Origin of the sequence: Microbulbifer sp. HZ11, assembly GCF_000708675.1 — a bacterium.
In the GTDB taxonomy this organism is placed as follows: Bacteria; Pseudomonadota; Gammaproteobacteria; order Pseudomonadales; family Cellvibrionaceae; genus Microbulbifer.
The window spans coordinates 67386-86649 of record NZ_JELR01000005.1; the positions used below are offsets into that span (position 1 = coordinate 67386).

Sequence of the window (19264 nt, forward strand, 5' to 3'; positions counted from 1 at the left end):
AGATGGCACAACAAAAACAAGTGGGAACCTGGGAATAGGAGTAGCACGGTGATGAAAAAGCGAATTTTGCTGGGGGTCATCTCCGCACTGGTGGCCGGGGCAGTGCTCTCGGGCTGCGGTGAGCAGAAATTGACCGAGGCAGGGGCGGCAAAAACCGGGGAGAAATATGGGGATGCACAGGCCGCCGTCTGGCCGTCACTCACCTCGGGTATTCCCAAAGACCCGGCTATCGAAGCGAGAATCGACAACCTTCTGAGCCGGATGTCGGTGGAGGAGAAAGTCGGGCAGATGATCCAGGCGGAGATCAAAAATGTAACCCCGGAAGAGGCCCGAGCTTACCACCTGGGCTCTATTCTCAATGGCGGCGGCGCCTTCCCGAATAATGACAAACACGCGAGCGTGGCCGATTGGGTGGCACTGGCGGATGCCTTTTACGCGGCCTCCATGGATACCAGTGACGGCGGTGTCGCCATCCCGATTATCTGGGGCACCGATGCGGTACACGGCCACAACAATGTCATTGGTGCGACGCTGTTTCCTCACAACATCGGTCTGGGCGCCACGCAAAACCCCGAGTTGATGCGCCAGGTTGGAGCGGTTACCGCAGCGGAAGTCTCGGCTACCGGAATAGACTGGGTCTTTGCGCCCACACTGGCGGTCACCCGGGATGACCGCTGGGGGCGTAGCTATGAGTCCTATTCAGAAGACCCGCAGATCGTGCGCAGCTACAGTGGGCGGCTGGTGGAGGGCCTGCAGGGCAGGCCCGGTAGCGATGAGCTGTTTGCGCCCAAGCGGGTAGTGAGTACGGCGAAACACTTTATCGCCGACGGTGGTACGGAAAATGGCATCGACCGTGGTGATGCCATCATGTCCGAAGCGGAGCTTATCGAAATCCACGCCCAGGGCTACTTTTCCGCCATCGAATCCGGTGTGCAGACCGTGATGGCATCCTTCAGCAGCTGGAATGGGGAAAAGCTACACGGCCATAAATACCTGCTCACTGATGTGCTGAAAGAACGCCTGGGTTTCGACGGCTTTGTGGTGGGTGACTGGGCCGGGCACCAGTTTGTAAATGGGTGTTCCAATGTAAGTTGTCCACAGGCGGTGAATGCCGGTCTGGACATGTTTATGGCGCCGGACCCCAGCTGGAAAACGCTGTATGCCAACACCGTGGCACAGGCCAAGAGTGGGGAAATCTCGGCTCAACGCCTGAACGATGCGGTACGGCGGATTTTGCGGGTAAAGCTGCGAGCCGGCCTGTTTGATGCCGGTGCTCCATCCACCCGGGCCTACGCCGCGGATGAATCCCTGATCGGTGCGCCGGCGCACCGGGCCATTGCCCGCCAGACAGTGCGCGAGTCTCTGGTACTGCTGAAGAACAACGACGGGCTGCTGCCCCTGCAGAGAAGCCAGCGGATTCTGGTTGCCGGTGACGGAGCCGATAATATCGGTAAACAGGCTGGTGGCTGGAGTATCACCTGGCAGGGGACCGGCAACGAGAACAGCGATTTTCCCGGCGCTACCTCTATTTTTGGAGGCATTGCCGAGGCGGTAGCGAGTGCCGGTGGTGTCGCGGAGCTCGCCGTCGATGGCCACTATACGGAAAAGCCGGACGTCGCTATCGTGGTCTTCGGTGAAGACCCCTATGCGGAGATGCAGGGCGACGTGTCGAACCTGGATTACCCCGGGGACGCGGATCTGGCGTTGATACAGCGGTTGAAGGCACAGGGTATTCCGGTCGTGTCGCTGTTTATTACCGGTCGTCCACTGTGGGTAAACCCCGAGATCAATGCGTCCGATGCGTTTGTTGTGATCTGGCAGCCGGGCACGGAAGGTGCCGGTGTTGCCGACGTCATTCTTCGGGATGGCAAGGGCGAAGTGAATCACGATTTTAAAGGCCAGCTGACCTTCTCCTGGCCCGATAGTGCGCTGCCTACGGTGCGCAACCGCGGGGAAAACGAAGCACTGGCGCAATTTAAATACGGTTACGGCCTCGACTACGGCCAATCCGTGCAGCTTGCCGCGCTATCGGAGGAGAGCGGACTGGAGCTTTCCCATGGCAATGAGGCTCTGGCGGTATTCAATGGCCGCGCACTGGATCCCTGGAGCCTGCAGGTAACCGATGCCGGAAATAATCAGACGGTGATCGCCAGCAGTGTGTCGAAATTACAGGGAATCAGCGTGCAGTCCGTCGATCGCAACGTGCAGGAAGACAGTCGCCGTCTGCAGTGGACCGGTGAGGGCAATGCGGTAGCCGGGTTCTTTGCTAACAGCCGTACCGATCTCACGGGCTATCTGGAGAATCAGGGCGCGCTGGTGTTTGATGTGAAAGTCGACGGCGCACCCAGCAGTGCGGTCAATCTCGGCGTATTCTGTGGTCAGGACTGCGGCGCGGAACAGTCGATTACGGATGTCCTGAACAGTGCGACACCGGGTGAATGGCGCACCATCAGCGTTGACCTTCAGTGCCTCGCCAACGGCGGTGCGAAAATGGACATGGTGCTTTCGCCATTTTATGTGCGCACCGCAGGCGCGCTGGATATGACCGTGCACAATGTGCGTGTCGCATCCCAGGCCAGTGCGGATATCCACTGCGGGTAATCGCACCCTGCCACTTACCCCGGTCGCCATTTTTCCCATTCCGGCGACCGGATTGGGGCGGTGCGCAAGCAATCGCCGCCCCTTCCTTCACGGTCTCCCTCCCCGATAACTTCTATTGATCACTCTGCGGATCCCGTTAGCCTTGTGTGGGAATATAGAGGCGGGCCGATCTCAATGTTCACGGAAAATGGCAAAGGCGGCGGGCAGGGATACGGAGATACCGCCCCGAGGGGCGGCACCGCAGGCAGTCAGGTAGCAGAAGGTCAGGAGGGGGTGCGGGCGGCAAGCGCCTGCTTCCGAAACTCGGTGGGGGACATGCCCACAAGGCGACTGAAAAAGCGGTGGAAAGCCGACTTGCTGTTAAAGCCAGACTCCAGCAGTACATCCAGCACCGTCATATCGGCCTTTTCCGGGTTTGCCAGCAGGGCCTTGGCCGCTTCTACCCGGTAGCTGTTTACGAACTCAAAAAAATTGGTTCCAAAATGTTTATTGATCACCGCTGATACATCTTTAGCCGGCAGATCAATACGCTCGGAAAACTGTTCCAGGTTCAGGTTTTTCTTGAGAAATATTTTGTCGATTTCCATCGCGTTGCGGACCTTCTCGATGGCGGGCTCAGAGGGTTCCTCCTCTGCATTTGCCTCTGGCGTTTCCTCCTTGGGTTGCGTGACCAGCAGCTGGTGCGCGTAGGTCAGGCTATAGGCGAAAAACGCATTGATCAGGATGAACGACAGATAGTTGTCTGCAATACCCATATAGTCCGCGACAATTTCGCTGGAAAATTTCGCCACCACGTGTACCGCCATGGTCCAGGCCCAGGCGATACACACTCCCCATACCAGTGCGGACAGCCAGTGCAATTCCACTTCGGAAATATGTGAGTACTCGTCTTTCAGTGCGTGGCGGTAGCGGCGCAGTTGCAGCAGCGCCGCTACCGCATAGACGAACGGGATTAGAGATGCCAGATCCCAGATCAGCTCGATAAACGTACCGGGTAGTGCCTGTTCCAGATTGTGCGCATTGCGCAGATCACTGCTGGATATGCCGAACAGCGCGATGCACAGCAGTACCACTACTGTTGGTGCAAGGTGTATCGCCATTTTCGGCGTGAAGCTCAGCTTCTGTCGCGTCAGCGAGCAGACATACAGGTAAATCGCCGGACCTTTCAGCAATAGTGTTGCAAATAACAGGTACGGTAGTGCCGTTTGCTCAAGCCACGGCGTTACGGTGAACTGATCGTTCCACAGCAGCAGGGTACAGCCGGACGCGATGGCGATGATCAGCAGGAAAGCGGTCAGCAGTCGGCCGTCGTGGCGGGCACGGGTGGGCAGAATAGACTGGAATACCGCAAGAAGCAGGCACTCGGCTGCGGTCATCAACAGGACCACGTCGTGGATATTGAAGATGTATTGTTTCATTGAGTCATCGCCGGAGAGTTCTAGTCGTTGTTGTTATATTTTTATGGGTTTTATCGGGAGCAGTATATGAGAATTCCCCACAGGGGAGGAGCGCAGACCGCGGTGATCACCGGTTGCGACCATCCCGGTTTGCGGTTTTGTGCAAAGTGACACAGTCCAGTTTGCGGATCTGTTCAAAGTGGGGCGACGTGGCGGCGGTGGTTAGAGAGACTGCCGATATCGGGTTCCCGGTGGCGGCCAAAGGCCGGACTGGTGCCCGACTCATCTCTCTTCTCCCCATGAAGGGCAATTCTCGTCGACCTACCGATTTTGGCAGGACCGGCAGGGACACCTGCCGGACTTTTTCCAGCTTAATGGATACCTGTCTCGCGCTGACAGCCGCAATCGGTTGTTGCAGGCGCCTCATCCCCCCATATTTCCCTCTCCCACGCTCGCGAGGGGTGGAGTTTTTGTTGGCAAATCATTACCTTATAGCGCCTTTTTTGCGGCGGTAAGCCCTGTCCAGGGAACCTATCCAGCCTGGGAAACTACTCGGAATCTATTTCGGAACCTATTTTCGGAACCTATTAAGGAAAGCGTCATGACCAGAATCGTTGCGGACATCGGCGGCACCAATGCCCGCTTCGCCATCGCCCATCCCTATCAGGGCGGCTATCGGCTGGAAGCCATTCACGTGGTGAACTGCGCCAAATTTGACGATTTCTACACCGCCATGAACCAGTGGCTCGAAAGCCTGGAGCAGGCGCGGCCCACCGAGGCCTGCGTCGCGGTAGCTGGCCCGGTGGAAAAGACTCCCGAGGGTGGCCGAGTCACCATGACCAACCTGGGCTGGGACATTCGCGCCGAAGAGCTGTGCCGACGCTTCTCCCTCGACCGTGCACTGGTGGTGAACGACTTTGCGGCACTGGCCCTGTCCCTGCCGCGTCTGCAGGAAGAAGACAAATGGGCCCTGCGCGACGTACCGGCGCAAACCGGTGGCCCCATGGTGGTTCTCGGCCCCGGCACCGGTCTCGGTGTGGCCGCGCTGGTCAGTGAAGCGGGCAAGTACCGGGTTGTGCCCGGAGAGGGCGGTCACGCGAACCTGTCGGCGGGTAGTGAGCGCGAACTGGAGCTGCTGCGCATCCTGGCCCGCGAGCAGATGCCTGTGTACAACGAGTATGTGCTCAGCGGTGGCGGCCTGGTGAATCTGTACCGAGCGGTTGCGGCCCTGCACGGCCGCCAGGCCGAAGAGTTGACCCCCCCGGATGTGAGTGGACGCGGCCTGGATGGCTCCGACCCCCTGTGCCGGGAAACCCTGATCGATTTCCTCAATTTCCTTGGCAGTGCCGCAGGAGATGCCGCCCTCTATTATGTGGCTCGTGGGGGAGTGTTCCTCGGCGGCGGCGTGCTGCCGCGGATCGAGTCCCTACTGCCGGAAAGTGAGTTTGAACAGCGCTTTACCACCAAGGGGCGTCTCGGTGACTGGCTGCAGGGGGTGCGGGTTGAGGTTCTCAAGGCCGGCTATCCGGCGCTGGTCGGGGCCGCTGCCTGGCTGGAGCGCTGACCGCCGGGTTCTCCTCCGCTCCCCTATCGATTGCTGCTGAACAAATTTTATTCAGTCTGTATAATCTTGCACCTGATGGTGACCTGGGTCGGCCCTCCCATCCCTCTACTCCTCCGCCGCCCCCAGCTTCTCCCCTCTCCTCCCCCCATGGGGGTGGAGGATAAGGACTTCGGGTAAGCCTAGGATGGCATTACTCACCATAACGATAAGTCCAAGGGAGAAGATGATGAGTCTGACGAACAAACGATTCCGGCCGGCACTGCTGTCTGCAGCCATTGCCGCGTCCGTGACCTCCGTAGGCGTATTCGCCCAGGAAGAAGCCAGCACCAGCCTGGAAGAAATCACCGTTACCGGTTTCCGCAAAAGTCTGCAGGATTCCATCGGCACCAAACGCGATGCCAAGGGCGTAGTCGAGGCAATCTCTGCGGAAGACATCGGCAAACTGCCGGATTCCTCTATTGCCGAATCTCTTTCCCGCCTGCCGGGCCTGGCGGCCCAGCGCCTGGATGGCCGCGCCAGCAAGGTATCCATCCGTGGATTTGGTGAAAACGAAAGCGCGACCACCTTCAATGGCCGCGAGCAGGTATCCATCGGCGACAACCGCGGTGTGGAGTTTGACCTGTATCCCTCTGAAATCATGGCCGGTGTGACCGTCTACAAGACCCCGCAAGCAAGCCTCGAAGCGGAAGGCATTGCCGGTGTCATCGACATGCAGACCGTCAAACCTCTGGAGCGCGGTGAGCGTACCATCCAGTTCAATGCGCAAATGGAGCAGACCAGCTTTGGGAAGCTGAACCCGGACGGTGAAGACCAGGGTCAGCGCGCAACCTTCTCCTATATCGATCAGTTCGCCGATGACACCGTTGGTGTGGCTTTCGCCTATAACACCATGAGCTCTCCCAGTCAGGAAGAGCGCTGGAATTCCTGGGGTTACCCGGAGTTCGAAGTCGATGGTGAGAACTACTCCATCCTCGGCGGAGCCAAGCCTTTTGTGCGCTCCTCGGTTCTCGATCGCGACAGCGCCATGCTGGTTGTTGAGCTGCAGCCGAATGAAAAACTGCACACTACTTTCGACGCACTTTACGTTGACTTCGAAGATGAGCGCATTCTGCGCGGTATTGAAATTCCGTTTGCCTGGGGGCAGGGCAGCCTGTCTGCCGATTTCGCCGATGCGGACCCGGCTTCCGGCTTCCTGACCAGCGCTAATACGGATGGCCAGCGGGTTGTGGTGCGTAACGACCTGGAATCCCGCAAGGCAGAAATGAACTCTTTTGGTGTTAACACCAAGTACGATTTCACCGACACCATCCAGCTTGAATTTGATGCGAGCCACTCCAAGGTTGAACGCGAGATCTGGAGCTTTGAAAGCTATTCCGGTACCGGCCGTGGCGACAGCGAAGGTGTTGCGGATAACCTGGGCTATACCTTCCGCCCCGGTAACACCGGCGCCCAGTTTACCCACGAGCTGGATTACAGCGACTTTAATCTGATTCAGCTCGGTGGTCCGCTGACCTGGGGCTGGAGCGCGGCGCTGAACGACAAGTACAACCTGGCGGGCACTGATTACGAAAACGCTGCTCAGGATGGCTTCCTCAACGCCCCGGAAATCGACGATGAGCTGACTCAGTTGAAACTGGCTGCCACCCAGCTGGTGGAGCTGGGACCGGTCAATGAAATCTCCTACGGTGTATCTTACCGCGACCGTGAGAAGGTGAAGCGCTCCGAGGGTTACTACATGACCCTGGCAAACTTCGATGGCACCACTGAAAACAGTACTCTGATTGTGCCGGAAGAGTATCGTCTGGGCAGCGCTTCCCTCGACTTCATCGGTATGGGTGACATGATTGCCTATGATGCGGCGGCTATGCTGCGTGACGGTTACTACGACCTGACCGACGAATCCCTCACTGGCATTCAGCATCTGACCAAGTCCTACAGTGTTGCCGAAACCGTAACTTCCGCGTTTGCCCAGGCGAACTTTGAAAGCGAAGTGGCTGGCCTCGCGCTGACCGGTAATCTGGGAGCCCGCTACGTTTACACCGAACAGCAGTCCGAAGGATTCGGTGGCCAGGTGATCGACGGCCGGGTTGTTGCAGAAGCCACGGACCTCAGCCACGACTACGGACACTTTCTGCCTAGCCTGAACCTGGCTCTGGAACTGACCGATTCCCAGACTCTGCGCTTCGGTGCAGCGAAAACCATCTCCCGCGCACGCATGGATCAGATGAATGCGTCTGTGGAAGTAAGTTACAACCAGACCCCGGATGCCAATGGCAACAACTGGAGCATCAGTGGTGGTAACCCGCTCCTGGAGCCGAAGGAAGCGGTGGGTGTAGACCTGTCCTACGAAAACTACTTCAGCGAAGAGGGCTACTTCTCTGTTGCGGTGTTCTGGAAAGATCTGAAGCAATGGCACTTCGACGGTAACTACGAAGTCGATTTCTCAGGCGTTGCCGACCCAGCTACCGGCGAGATTCCTGAGAACTCCACCGCGACTGCCTACGGCATGATCAATGGCGGTGGCGGTACTCTGCAGGGCTACGAGCTGGCAGCGACTCTGCCGTTCAATATGTTCCACGAGAGCCTGGACGGTTTTGGTTTGCTGGCGAGCCACACCGGCCTGTCGTCCGATGTGAAAGATCCCAACGGAAACGAATACGAACTGCCCGGCCTGTCTGAAAGTATTCAGACCATGACCGCTTACTACGACAATCGCGGATTGTCTGCGCGTGTCAGCATGCGTAAGCGTGATGACTTTAAAGGCGAAGTTTACGGTGTTGGCTTCGACAGCGTGCAGGTAGATGTGGTGGGCGAAACCATTGTCGACGCACAGATCGGCTATGATTTCTCCGAGTCCAACATCAGCGGCCTCGACGGTCTGTCCGTATTCCTGCAGGGTCAGAACCTGACGGATGAGCCGTTCACCACGCTGAGCGGTGACAACGCCCTCCAGGTACGTGACTACCAGAGCTATGGTAAGACCTACCTGCTGGGCTTCAGCTACGAGCTGTAAGCGTCATTGAGTTGTCTCGAAAGCCCCTGTAATTTTGATTGCAGGGGCTTTTTTATTTGTAGCAGGGAAGGCGGTCATTCAATCAAGCAAAGCTTTCGGAATAAGCCGTGAATCAGAAAATAATAAAAAGACTCGTTATTCTCGGCGGCGGTACCGCCGGTTGGATGACGGCAGCGTTACTGGCGCGCAGCATGCGCAATACGCTGGATATTGTACTGGTGGAGTCGGACCAGATCGGCACAGTTGGGGTTGGAGAAGCGACCATCCCACCTATTCAGAGTTTCAATCGCGCTCTGGGCCTAGACGAGCGGGAGTTTCTTCGGGCAACCAAAGGGACAGTCAAGCTTGGAATTCAGTTCGAAAACTGGTCCCGGCGAGGCGCGAGCTATATGCACGCCTTTGGGAGTATTGGAAAGGATTTTCCTTTTTGCGACTTCTATAATTACTGGCTTCGCGCGCGCTCCCAGGGCGATACCTCTTCTCTGTGGGATTACTCCCTGAACTATCAGGCGGCATTACAGAACCGGTTTGCCCCGCTGGCGAAAATACCTAACACAAACCTTCCAGGGGTTTCCTACGCGTATCACTTCGATGCGGGGCTCTATGCGAAATTCCTGCGTCGGTATTGTGAGACGAATGGGGTAGAGCGCATTGAAGGAAAGGTCAGTGATGTTCTGAGAAATAGTGAAAGCGGCTTTATTGAGGCCTTGCAGCTGGAAAATGGTGCTCAGGTTAACGGCGATCTATTTGTTGACTGCTCAGGGTTCGCGGCTCTGCTGATCGAAAAGGTTATGGGGGTCGAGTATGAGCCTTGGAGCAAATGGTTGCCCTGCAACCGCGCCATGGCGGTACCGAGTCAATCGGCGCAACGCATCGTGCCCTACACTCGTTCCATTGCCCATGCCTGCGGCTGGCAGTGGCAGATACCGCTGCAGCACCGTACCGGAAATGGGCTTGTCTTTTCCGGTGATCATTGGAGTGATGAGCAAGCGCGGGAGGTACTGCTGGCAAATTTGCCAGGGGAACCACTGGCGGAGCCGCGGACCATTCCGTTCAAAACCGGGCACCGCCGGGAGCAGTGGTGTAAAAATGTGGTGAGCCTGGGACTCGCAAGCGGTTTTCTCGAGCCACTTGAGAGTACATCAATACACCTGGTGCAGTCGGCGGCGACACGACTGATCAAATGCTTTCCCCATCGCGGTATTCGCGATGAAGAGATCGCCGAGTTCAATCGCCAGTCGCGGGTAGAAATGGAGCGCATTCGCGATTTCATAATTCTGCACTACAAGGCAAATCAGCGTCGTGATAGCGATTTCTGGAAAAGTTGCGAGGAAATGGCCGTTCCGGAGAGCCTACAGGAAAAAATAGAGCTATTTCGTGCGACCGGTAAGTTGTTTCGCGACTTCGATGACTTGTTTACGGAGGTTGCCTGGCAGCAGGTATTGCTTGGGCAGGAAGTGTGGCCACAGGATTATCACCCCAATGCTGATGGCTTATCGGAAGTACAGCTAGCGGAATTTATGCAGAGCCTCAAGACAATTTTTCAGGGAGCGGTGGGTAATATGCCGGAACATGAACGTTATCTGGCTCAGCAAGCGTAAGCCTGCAAATATAAAAAGATCTGAGGGAAGCCCCGCGAACTCGCGCGGGGCTGGGTATGTCAGTGTGCCGTAGTGGTAAACGCGTTACACACCATCACATCGGTTTCCACCGAGCCGATCACCCGCTCCGCGGTATTGCCGCGCAGCAGTGAGCCGGTTTCGCCGTACTGGTTCAGGGTGCCCATCACCACCACGTCTGCGTCGATCTCCTTGGCGATCTCGGCGACCACTTCGTTGGTGTAGCCCTGTTTTACGTGGATGCGGTCGGTGGGGACGCCGGTTTTCTCTGCCAGCTTGGCCAGCGCGCCGCGATCCGGGTAAAGCATGGAATCCAGGTAGGCATTTACTAGGTGCAGCTCCGCACCGTACACCTCGGCGATATAGTTGGCGCGCTCGGTAATCTGGCGGTTGAGCTGGCGCTGCTGGTTGGTTTGAGCCTGGTAGTTGACCGTGGCCAGTACCACTTTGCGGCGGTCCTTCGCGCCCGGGCGAATCAGTACCACCGGGCACTTGGCGTGCTTGAGCACCTGCCACTTGGATTCGGCGAAGGTAAAGCGCCGGCTGCTGGTGCGGGCGTGCACCGGCAGGTAGATCATTTCCGCGTTATAGCGCTTGGATTCCTGAATGATCGCCCCCTGCCAGTCACTGGACCAGCAGACGTTGATCTCGAACTCCACACCGGCGTCCTCAATGGGCTTGCGGATCTGGTCGCGGAACCAGAATTCGTCGCGGAACAGGTGGTCATTCACTGCACGGGTATCCACCGCTTCGCCGTCCACGGCCACGAACACCGCCAGCTTCGGCTGCGGATTGCGCTCACGGGCGGTGGCTAGGGCTCGCTCCAGGGCGACATGGCGGTCATCGTTGGGGTCCACGACTACGAATACAACAGGTTTTTCCTGCATGATCACTCCTTCAAATTAGAAATCTGTTTCCCTAAGTTCTCTCTCTGCGCAATCTTCTCCGACGCAGACGCTCCGCCCTTTGTTATTGGCGCCCTGACATGGGCTTGTGAGGGCATATGGGCGGCCCCGCGAACGGGTAGTCAAGCCTATCACCGGCCGCTGTTCTTTTCATCTACGCCCCACCCCGGGAGGATGAAACCCGGGGTGAGGCGGGTACATTAGGCTGCAGTGATGACCGTTCGATAACGACGCAGAGAAGATAATGAGAAAAATGAACGCACTGGCCGCGCTGATTTCCACCGCGGCGTTGACCATGAGCGCCTGTTCCGACGAGGGCGCCAGTTCAACCGCGGCAACCGCAGCGGAAGCCGCGGTATCTTCCGCTCCACAGACCGCCCCTGTCTTGACCGAGGTCAAGCAGGGTACCGTGGACCCCTTCTGGAACAACGCCACCATCTACTTCATGCTTCCGGACCGTTTCCACAACGGCAACCCGGACAATGACCTGTCTTACGGTCGCAAAGATGACGCGGCCCATCTGCGCGGTTTCCATGGCGGCGATCTGCGCGGTGTGATCCAGAAACTGGAAGAGGGTTATTTTACCGATCTGGGTGTTGACGCCATCTGGATGTCACCGGTGATCGAAAACGTGCACGGTTACGATGAAGGGGACAAGCGCACCTACGCTTTCCATGGCTACTGGCCCAAAGATTGGACCAACGTGGATGCGAATTTTGGCACCGAGGAAGAGCTGGCGGAACTGATCCGGGTTGCTCGCAGCAAGGGTGTACGCATTCTGCTGGATGTCATCATCAATCACACCGGCCCGGTCACAAGCGTTGACCCCCTGTGGCCGTCGGATTGGGTACGCACCAATCCCCAGTGTGACTGGAGCAGCTTTGCCCAGAACGTACAGTGCGCACTCACTGATAACCTGCCGGATATTCTCACCGAGAGCGAAACTCCGGTAGCACTGCCGCCGCAGCTCACCGAAAAGTGGCAGCGGGAAGGGCGTCTCGAACAGGAAGTGGCCGAGCTGGACGCCTTCTTCGAGCGTACCGGATATCCGCGCGCGCCCAAGTACTACATCGTCAAATGGCTGACCGACTGGGTGCGTGAATATGGGGTGGACGGCTTCCGTGTCGATACCGTAAAACACGTCGAGCCGGAAATCTGGGCGATTCTGAAAAAGGAAGCCAGCCTCGCGCTGGACGAGTGGAAAGCGAACAACCCTGACGAAAAGCTGGATGATCGCGACTTCTTTATGGTGGGTGAGGTGTACCACTACGGCGTGAAGGATTTCGCCAGCAGCGATGGCCGCTTCTATGACTTTGGTGACCGCAAGGTAGATTTTTTCAACTACGGTTTCGATAGCCTGATCAATATGGGCTTTGCTGCGCACGCCGCGCAGGATATGGAAAGTATCTTCAGCGAATACTCCAGTATTCTGCATGGTGGCGAGCTGTCAGGTGTATCGGTATTGAACTACCTCGGTTCTCACGATGACCACCACTCCTTCGACCGCGAGCGCAAACAGGTGAAGAGTGCCGCGCTGAAACTGATGCTTGCGCCTGGCGCTGCACAGATTTACTACGGCGATGAAATTGCCCGCCCGATGATTGATGAACAGGCGTACGGTGATGCTTCCATGCGCGTGCCCATGGACTGGAGCAGTATCCAACAGGCCAAAACCAGCGAAATTCTCCGTCACTGGCAGAAACTCGGCCAGTTCCGCCAGTCCCATCTGGCGGTAGGTGCCGGGGTGCATCAGCAGCTGAGTGAAGCACCCTATATTTTCTCCCGGACCCTGGATGACGACAGTGTCATGGTGGCACTGGAGATGCCGGCCGGTGAAAAAACGGTGGACGCAGGCAAGGTCTTTGCAGAGGGAACCCTGGTAAAAGACTACTATTCCGGTGCCGAGGCTCGCGTGAAAAACGGTTCCCTCAGGTTTGATACCGAGTTCGACACCTTGCTTCTGGGCGCGGCGGAATCCACCGAGATTAGTGCGCGCTAACAGCGCCATACGGTTTCGATTGAATCGGGCACCTTGTCATTCCCGCGTATGCGGGATCCCTTGCGTTTTTGGGGTCAGCTAAGACCCGCAACTTCTCTTTCTCGTCGAAAGGCTTGCCGATATCAGGAATTCTGATATCGGCTTTTTTTTGTCTGTCGGATTTTGAGATCACAGCTTGCTTAGAAAAATGTGGAAGGCATCAACATTTTGGCATCCGGAAGTACTACGCCCCGGGGGAGGAGGAGGTAATCCCCCTGTAAGGGAGTAATTTGATCCTGTGCAAATGCGGTTTCAGCACAAGCCCGCTGAGTAGCCTTCTGCCGATAAATATAAGAGCGCACCTGCGGATAAATAATAAAAGCCGCCCGCAAAAAAGCGGGACGGACTTCCGGATAAAAATAACGCCCGGAGCATAGCGATGATTTCTGCCCCTGTGAAAGCCGGAGTGCCACACTCCGTTGCTGCCGTTTGCCTGCGCGCTTGTGTCGCGTTGGCGTGTCTGCTCGCCCTGCCGCTCGGCGCCGGTGCGCAAACCTGGTCCGAGGCCTGGTTCCGCGGTACTCCCAACGACTGGGGTACAACGGCGATGACCTACGATGCCGCTGCCGGTGTCTGGGTGACGGAACAGACTTTTGCCGGCGACAACCCCCGCTTCAAAATCAGCCACTATCAGAACTGGAATGAGGCCTATCCCGGGGCGGACTACCAGGTGGTCAGTGGCCGCTACCGAATCACGTTTGATGATGTCAGTAAGGCAATCACCGTTTCAGAAGTCGTCGAACCTCCGCCCGCCGGGACATCAACCAGTCTCTGCTTTGATAACGCGCAGAACTATACCAGTCCTCAAATCTATTTCTGGAATCCGGCACCCGGCGGCAGCGTGAATAACCTGCCCGGTTGGCCCGGCGCAGCGATGAGCGAATCCGGTGCGCATTACTGCTACGACTTCTCTGCGCATTTGAACAACGGTGAAATGCCGGACTCGCTCAATGTCATTTTCAATGACAATGGCGGAGCGCAATCCGCTGACCTGCAGTACAGCGGAGACCCCTGTTATATCGGCAACCAATGGCAGCCGGCGGCGGCCTGCGGACTGGATGAGGAGCCTGGTGATGACCTGCCGCCGAGCACCCGCCCGTTGCTGGTGCAGCCACTGAACTTTCCGATTACCGGCAATGTCTCTGGCGGCAATTACCGATTTGAGATCGCCTATCCGAATCTGCAGGGGCAGTTTATGTCTCCGGTGATGGTGATTCCGGACGGCATCAATGACCTGCTGTATGTGGTGGACAAAACCGGCACCATTTTCGTATTCCCCAATCGCGAAGATGTGGCGCCCGGTGAAATTCGCGAGCTGCTGAATATCAACGGCGAGGTGCGCAACTACCACGAGCAGGGACTGCTGAGCATGGCCTTTGACCCTGGCTATGCCAGCAACGGTCATATCTACATCTATTACATTCACGGCACCGATGATAATGAGCGCGCACCGGATGGCAGTTACGGTGATGCGATTCTCGAACGCTGGACCCTAGACAACCCAAACGATCCGTCTCAGGCGCTGGCTTCTTCGCGCACGGAAATTCTGCGAGTTCCCCAGCGCGGGCCGGATCACAAGGGCGGAATGATGCAGTTCCACCCGGAAGACAATTATCTGTACCTGAGTATCGGTGACGGCGCCTACGGTCACAGCGCTACCATGAGTTATCCGGAAGATCCGCGCACCAACAACGGTGCTCAGGAAACCGACAACCTGCTGGGTACCTTTATCCGTATCAAACCGCTGGAGCAGGCGGTTAATGGAAAATACTACGAAATTCCCGCGGACAACCCGTTTGTAGGTGTCCCCGGCTTCCGCGAAGAAATCTGGTCTTACGGCCACCGCAACCCGTGGCGCTGGAGCTTCGATACCGAAGCGCCCTACACCCTGTGGGAAACGGAAGTCGGCCAGGCGGGATTTGAAGAAGTAAACCTGATCGAAAAAGGCAAAAACTACGGCTGGCCGGTGTGTGAAGGCACCAACAACCGTGGTGATCTCGGTGGCGACCCCGGTAAAAACTGCAGTACCGATTTCGAGCCGCCGCGGGATGGCTACGCGCACCCGACCGGCTATTCGATCATCGGGGGTGTGGTCTATCGCGGGAATGCTCTGCCGGGCCTGAGCGGAAACTTTGTGTTTGGCGATTACGTCACCAAGCGCATCTGGTCCATCGTGGATGGCGAAGCCAAAGAACTGATCAGCGATGCCTTCCCGGAAAATATCGCCTCCTTCGGTACCGACCTGAGTGGCGATACGCTGCTGGTTTCCACTTACGGTGTGGAGTACGGCGGTCAGTCCACCATTTACAAGATCGTGGACGACGATGCGGAAGCGGCGGTCATCCCCGCGAAGCTCTCCGAGACCGGCCTGTTTGCAGATCTTGAAACCCTGGAGCCGGTAAGCGGCGTTATTGAATATGCCTTGAATAGTGAAGGGTGGTTCGACGGGGCGGCACTGCGGCATTTTATTGCGGTACCGAACGACCAGCAGATCAACTTTGCTGAGACCGGAAAATGGGATTTGCCGGTCGGCACCGTACTGGTAAAACACCAGAGTATTTCCACCGCGGAGAATCCGCACAAACCGTTTACCACGTCCGTTCTGTTCCGGCAGGATACGGGCAAGTGGCAGGCGGCCAACTATTACTGGAACAGCGCTGGCACCGACGCTGACCTTGTAACCGAAACCCTCACAGTGATGGACGGCGGCATTGAAAACCGCCAGCGGGCCGTGCAGTCAGCCGCCGACTGCGGATCCTGCCATATCGGAAGTGGCAGTCGCGAGCCCCTGGCGGTGCACACCCGTCAATTCAATCGGGAATTCCAGTATGGTGAGACCGAAACCTCGGTGGCCAATCAGCTGGATGTGTTCAACACCATCGCGCTGCTGTCGGAAGATATCGGTAGCGCCGACAGCCACGCCGCCTTCGTGAATGCAGCGGATACCAGTGCCGATCTCGATGAGCGCGCGCGCACTTACCTTGAAACCAACTGCGCCCACTGTCATGCCAGTGGCTTTATGGATCTGCGCTACGACACCCCGCTCGCGGACATGCGTATCGTGAACGTGGAAACCACCGGCGGCGCCGCCCGCTTGCGCCCCTTCGACCATGCCAACAGCCTGGTGTACATCTACCAGACTACCGATAACAACCGTATGCCCAAAGGCACCCGCTATACAAACCCGGTGGCGGAAGCGCTGTTTCGCGATTGGATCGACGGTGCCGGCCTGCAGCAGGTGGGGATTCAGCTGGATGCGGACAGCGATCGCCTGAATGGCGGCGATGCGCTGACGGTGCAGGTTTACTCTCTCTACGACAACGGTTTTACCGCGCCGGTACCCAATGCGCCGAGCGTAAGCTCCAGTAACAGCGATGTGCTCGCAGTGGAATCGGTGGGTGATGATCACTTTGTACTGCGCGCCGGCAATACCGGATCTACCAGTGTCACGGTGCAGCAGGGCGGTTTCAGCAGCCAGCTGACCATTGCCGTAACCTCTATTGATACCGCCATTACCGGACTGGAAATTGCGCCCCAGGGACAGTCTCTGGAAAGCAGTCGCCAGCTGGTTGCGGTGGGCATTCGTGCCGATGGCACCCGGGAAAATATTTTCGGGCAGGTCGGCTGGTCGGTGGCCAGTGGACCCGCCACCATCGACCAGAGCGGCCTGGTAACCCGTACCGGAGCCGGTGCCGTTACCGTGGAGGCGAACCTCGGAGAATTTACCGCGTCGCTGAATCTCGCCGAGGGTTTTGACGGCATCCGCCTGCGCTACGACAACCCCGACAACTGGGCACAGGTCTACGTGCATCTGTGGGTAACTGTGGATGGTCAGGATCAGGGGTTGACGCAGTGGCCGGGGCTGCTGATGAGTGGACCGGATACCGAGGGCTGGTGGACCCACTCGGTGGATCAGCAGGACCTGCACAATGGCCAGGTCAATCTGGTGTTCAACAGTGGCAACGGTCAGCAGACCGGTGACCAGCGGAACATCGGCGAGTCTTCCAGTTTTGTCGGCGGCGCCTGGGAACCCTGGACGCCGGAAGGGCCTGTTGGCGGCGACACATCGCGGGTTTCCGTGATCGGCGGCATCACGGCGGACGGCGGGCGCGATTACGCCATCGGCAGCGTGATCAGCGTCAACGCCGACGATGCGCCACTGGGCACTGTATTTGGCGGTTGGAGCGGCGATGCTGCGCCCTATATCGTCAGCGACCCGTCGCTGCCCCAGGTGCAGCTGCTGATTCCACAGCACGACCTTTCCCTGGTGGCACTCTTCCCCAGCGCAACCAACGAGTACGAGGCGGGGCAGAATTTTTACGCGGCCCAGTGTGCAAACTGTCACGGTGACCAGGGCCAGGGCGCGGTTGCCCAGACGCTGGCCGGCAGTGGCGCCAACTGGCAGTTGGGCGAGCTGACGCAATATATCGAAGACTTTATGCCAATGGACGCCGCCGCCAGTTGTACCGGCGACGAGGCCGGTGCCTGTGCCTTTGAAGTGGCGAGGCTGATTGTGGACGAAGCCTGGGACAGCGGCAGCTGCAGTGGCAGCGACTGCGATGGCAGCAATCTGGATCAGCGCAACCTGCGCCTGCTCACCCGTGAGGAATACCTCAACAGCGTGCGGGATATTTTCGCAATCGACTTCGACAGTTCACTGATGAGCTCGGTACCCGCCGACGGTCGCTACCGCAATTTCGACACCGCTTCCTACCTCTCCGCGGACAACGACCGCACCCTGGGGTATGAAATGGTGGCCGAGCAGGTCGCGGACCTCGCCATCGCGCAGGCCGGTTTCATGAATCTGGTGAGTGGTTGTGGCGATGTGCCGTGTGTGGTGGATACCCTCGGCTTCCGCCTGTTCCGTCGACCGCTGCAGAGTGCGGAAATCACCCGCTACGCAGGACTTTACCAAAGCGACGATGACGGCCGCCTGGCGCTGCAGGCGATGCTGATGTCACCGCACTTTATGTATCGTTCCGAGCTCGGTGTGCTGGACAGCGAGAGCGGCCTCTACCGGCTCGATAATTACGAAGTGGCAACACTGCTGTCCTACACCTTCTGGGCCACGACACCGGATGACACGCTACTGCTGGCCGCCACCGAAGCGGGCTTCGATATTGCCGTACAGGTGGATCGCCTGCTGGCGGACCCCCGTGCAGAACGCGGTCTGCGCCGCTTTATCAGCGGCTGGCTGATCAACAACCAGTATCCCTTCCCGGCAATCACCGATACCGATCTGGTGGCGGCGTTTAAGGAAGAAACCGTCGGCTTTGTGCTGGAGAACATTCGCTCGAATTCTGCCTTCGGCGAATTGCTCTCCGCCAACTACACCTGGGCCAACGGCGATCTCGCCGCGCATTACGGCCTGGATGCGAGCGGCGGCGACTGGGCCATGCGCACCTTCCCCGCGGGCGATCCCCGCAGTGGCAGCGGTCTGCTCGGCCACGGCAGCTTCCTCGCCTCCCGTACCAGCACCGTTAACCCGGCGCCGATCAAGCGGGGCGTGTACGTGCGCGAAGTGCTGATGTGCCAGGAGTTCCCGCCTCCTGCTGCTGCGGACTTCAATGTGGTATTTGAAGATACCGACAGCAACCGCGAAGCCACTGCCCGTCACACGTCCGATCCGGCCTGTGCCGCCTGCCACCAGTTTATCGACGGTGTCGGCTTCGGTTTTGAGCGCTTCGGCAGCGATGCCCTGTATCGCACCATCGAAACCATCGGTACCGGTGAACAGCGCGAGATTGACGACAGCGGCAGTATCAAGAGTCTGTACACCCCCGCGACGGTGATGGATCCGACCAGCCCCAGTTACGACTTCTACTCGGTGCCGGAACTGGCGGGCCTGATTGCCGGTAGTGACCAGGGCGAGGCGTGTTTTGCCCGTCAGTTCTACCGCTATGTGGTTGGGCGTGAAGAGGGTGCCAGTGACGATGTGATCATTCACTCCACCAGTGAAGACCTGCGCAATGGCGGTGGCATGCGCGATATGTTGCGGGCACTGGTTCTGTCCGACGCTTTCACCTTGCGCCGTTAAAGCTACTGCGCGTGCGCCTGGCAGCCACCGGCGGTGCTCGGAATGCTCATGTATAAAACATACATTCCGCCACCTCCGCTCCGGCGGTGA

The 19264-nt window shown here is 58.0% G+C and carries 8 protein-coding genes; 6 read left to right on the forward strand and 2 right to left on the reverse strand.

Annotated elements, in window-relative coordinates; all coding sequences use genetic code 11:
- The first annotated feature begins 51 nt into the window (after window positions 1–51).
- Window positions 52–2601, forward strand: a complete 2550-nt coding sequence (locus AU11_RS16080; RefSeq protein WP_043320668.1) for a glycoside hydrolase family 3 N-terminal domain-containing protein — start codon at window positions 52–54, stop codon at window positions 2599–2601.
- Between the two features lie 263 nt (window positions 2602–2864).
- Here the strand turns inward: AU11_RS16080 and AU11_RS16085 are convergent, their stop codons facing one another.
- Complete coding sequence (locus tag AU11_RS16085) at window positions 2865–4019, reverse strand: AraC family transcriptional regulator (RefSeq protein WP_043320669.1); 1155 nt, start codon at window positions 4017–4019, stop codon at window positions 2865–2867.
- Window positions 4020–4599: 580 nt separating this feature from the next.
- Here AU11_RS16085 and glk point away from each other — a divergent pair.
- The 3 genes from glk to AU11_RS16100 all read left to right on the forward strand — a co-directional run bounded on the left by glk (window position 4600) and on the right by AU11_RS16100 (window position 10176).
- Window positions 4600–5562 carry a glucokinase gene (glk, locus tag AU11_RS16090; RefSeq protein WP_043320670.1) on the forward strand — a complete coding sequence of 321 codons (963 nt, stop codon included), beginning with the start codon at window positions 4600–4602 and terminating at the stop codon, window positions 5560–5562.
- Between the two features lie 226 nt (window positions 5563–5788).
- Window positions 5789–8575 carry a TonB-dependent receptor gene (locus AU11_RS16095; RefSeq protein ID WP_043320671.1) on the forward strand — a complete coding sequence of 929 codons (2787 nt, stop codon included), beginning with the start codon at window positions 5789–5791 and terminating at the stop codon, window positions 8573–8575.
- A gap of 107 nt (window positions 8576–8682) precedes the next feature.
- On the forward strand, window positions 8683–10176 hold the full coding sequence (locus tag AU11_RS16100; RefSeq protein ID WP_043320672.1) for a tryptophan halogenase family protein: 1494 nt from the start codon (window positions 8683–8685) through the stop codon (window positions 10174–10176).
- A 59-nt stretch (window positions 10177–10235) separates the two neighbouring features.
- On the opposite strand, the gene AU11_RS16105 is transcribed toward AU11_RS16100, so the two are convergent.
- A complete protein-coding gene (locus tag AU11_RS16105) occupies window positions 10236–11081 on the reverse strand; it encodes a universal stress protein (protein WP_043320673.1) in 846 nt (281 codons plus the stop codon).
- A 262-nt stretch (window positions 11082–11343) separates the two neighbouring features.
- On the opposite strand from AU11_RS16105, the gene AU11_RS16110 reads away from it, so the two are divergent.
- Window positions 11344–13098: an alpha-amylase family glycosyl hydrolase gene (locus AU11_RS16110; protein ID WP_231492076.1), complete on the forward strand. Its 1755-nt coding sequence runs from the start codon at window positions 11344–11346 to the stop codon at window positions 13096–13098.
- Window positions 13099–13516: 418 nt separating this feature from the next.
- Window positions 13517–19174 (forward strand): PQQ-dependent sugar dehydrogenase, encoded by a 5658-nt coding sequence (locus AU11_RS16115; RefSeq protein ID WP_043320674.1) that lies wholly within the window; start codon window positions 13517–13519, stop codon window positions 19172–19174.
- Window positions 19175–19264 lie beyond the last annotated feature (90 nt).

Bases quoted from the DNA above. Each gene is read 5' to 3' on its own strand.
- AU11_RS16080 (WP_043320668.1), top strand. From the start codon at position 52: ATGAAAAAGCGAATTTTGCTGGGGGTCATCTCCGCACTGGTGGCCGGG.
- AU11_RS16085 (WP_043320669.1), bottom strand. From the start codon at position 4,019: ATGAAACAATACATCTTCAATATCCACGACGTGGTCCTGTTGATGACC.
- glk (WP_043320670.1), top strand. From the start codon at position 4,600: ATGACCAGAATCGTTGCGGACATCGGCGGCACCAATGCCCGCTTCGCC.
- AU11_RS16095 (WP_043320671.1), top strand. From the start codon at position 5,789: ATGAGTCTGACGAACAAACGATTCCGGCCGGCACTGCTGTCTGCAGCC.
- AU11_RS16105 (WP_043320673.1), bottom strand. From the start codon at position 11,081: ATGCAGGAAAAACCTGTTGTATTCGTAGTCGTGGACCCCAACGATGAC.
- AU11_RS16110 (WP_231492076.1), top strand. From the start codon at position 11,344: ATGAGAAAAATGAACGCACTGGCCGCGCTGATTTCCACCGCGGCGTTG.
- AU11_RS16115 (WP_043320674.1), top strand. From the start codon at position 13,517: ATGATTTCTGCCCCTGTGAAAGCCGGAGTGCCACACTCCGTTGCTGCC.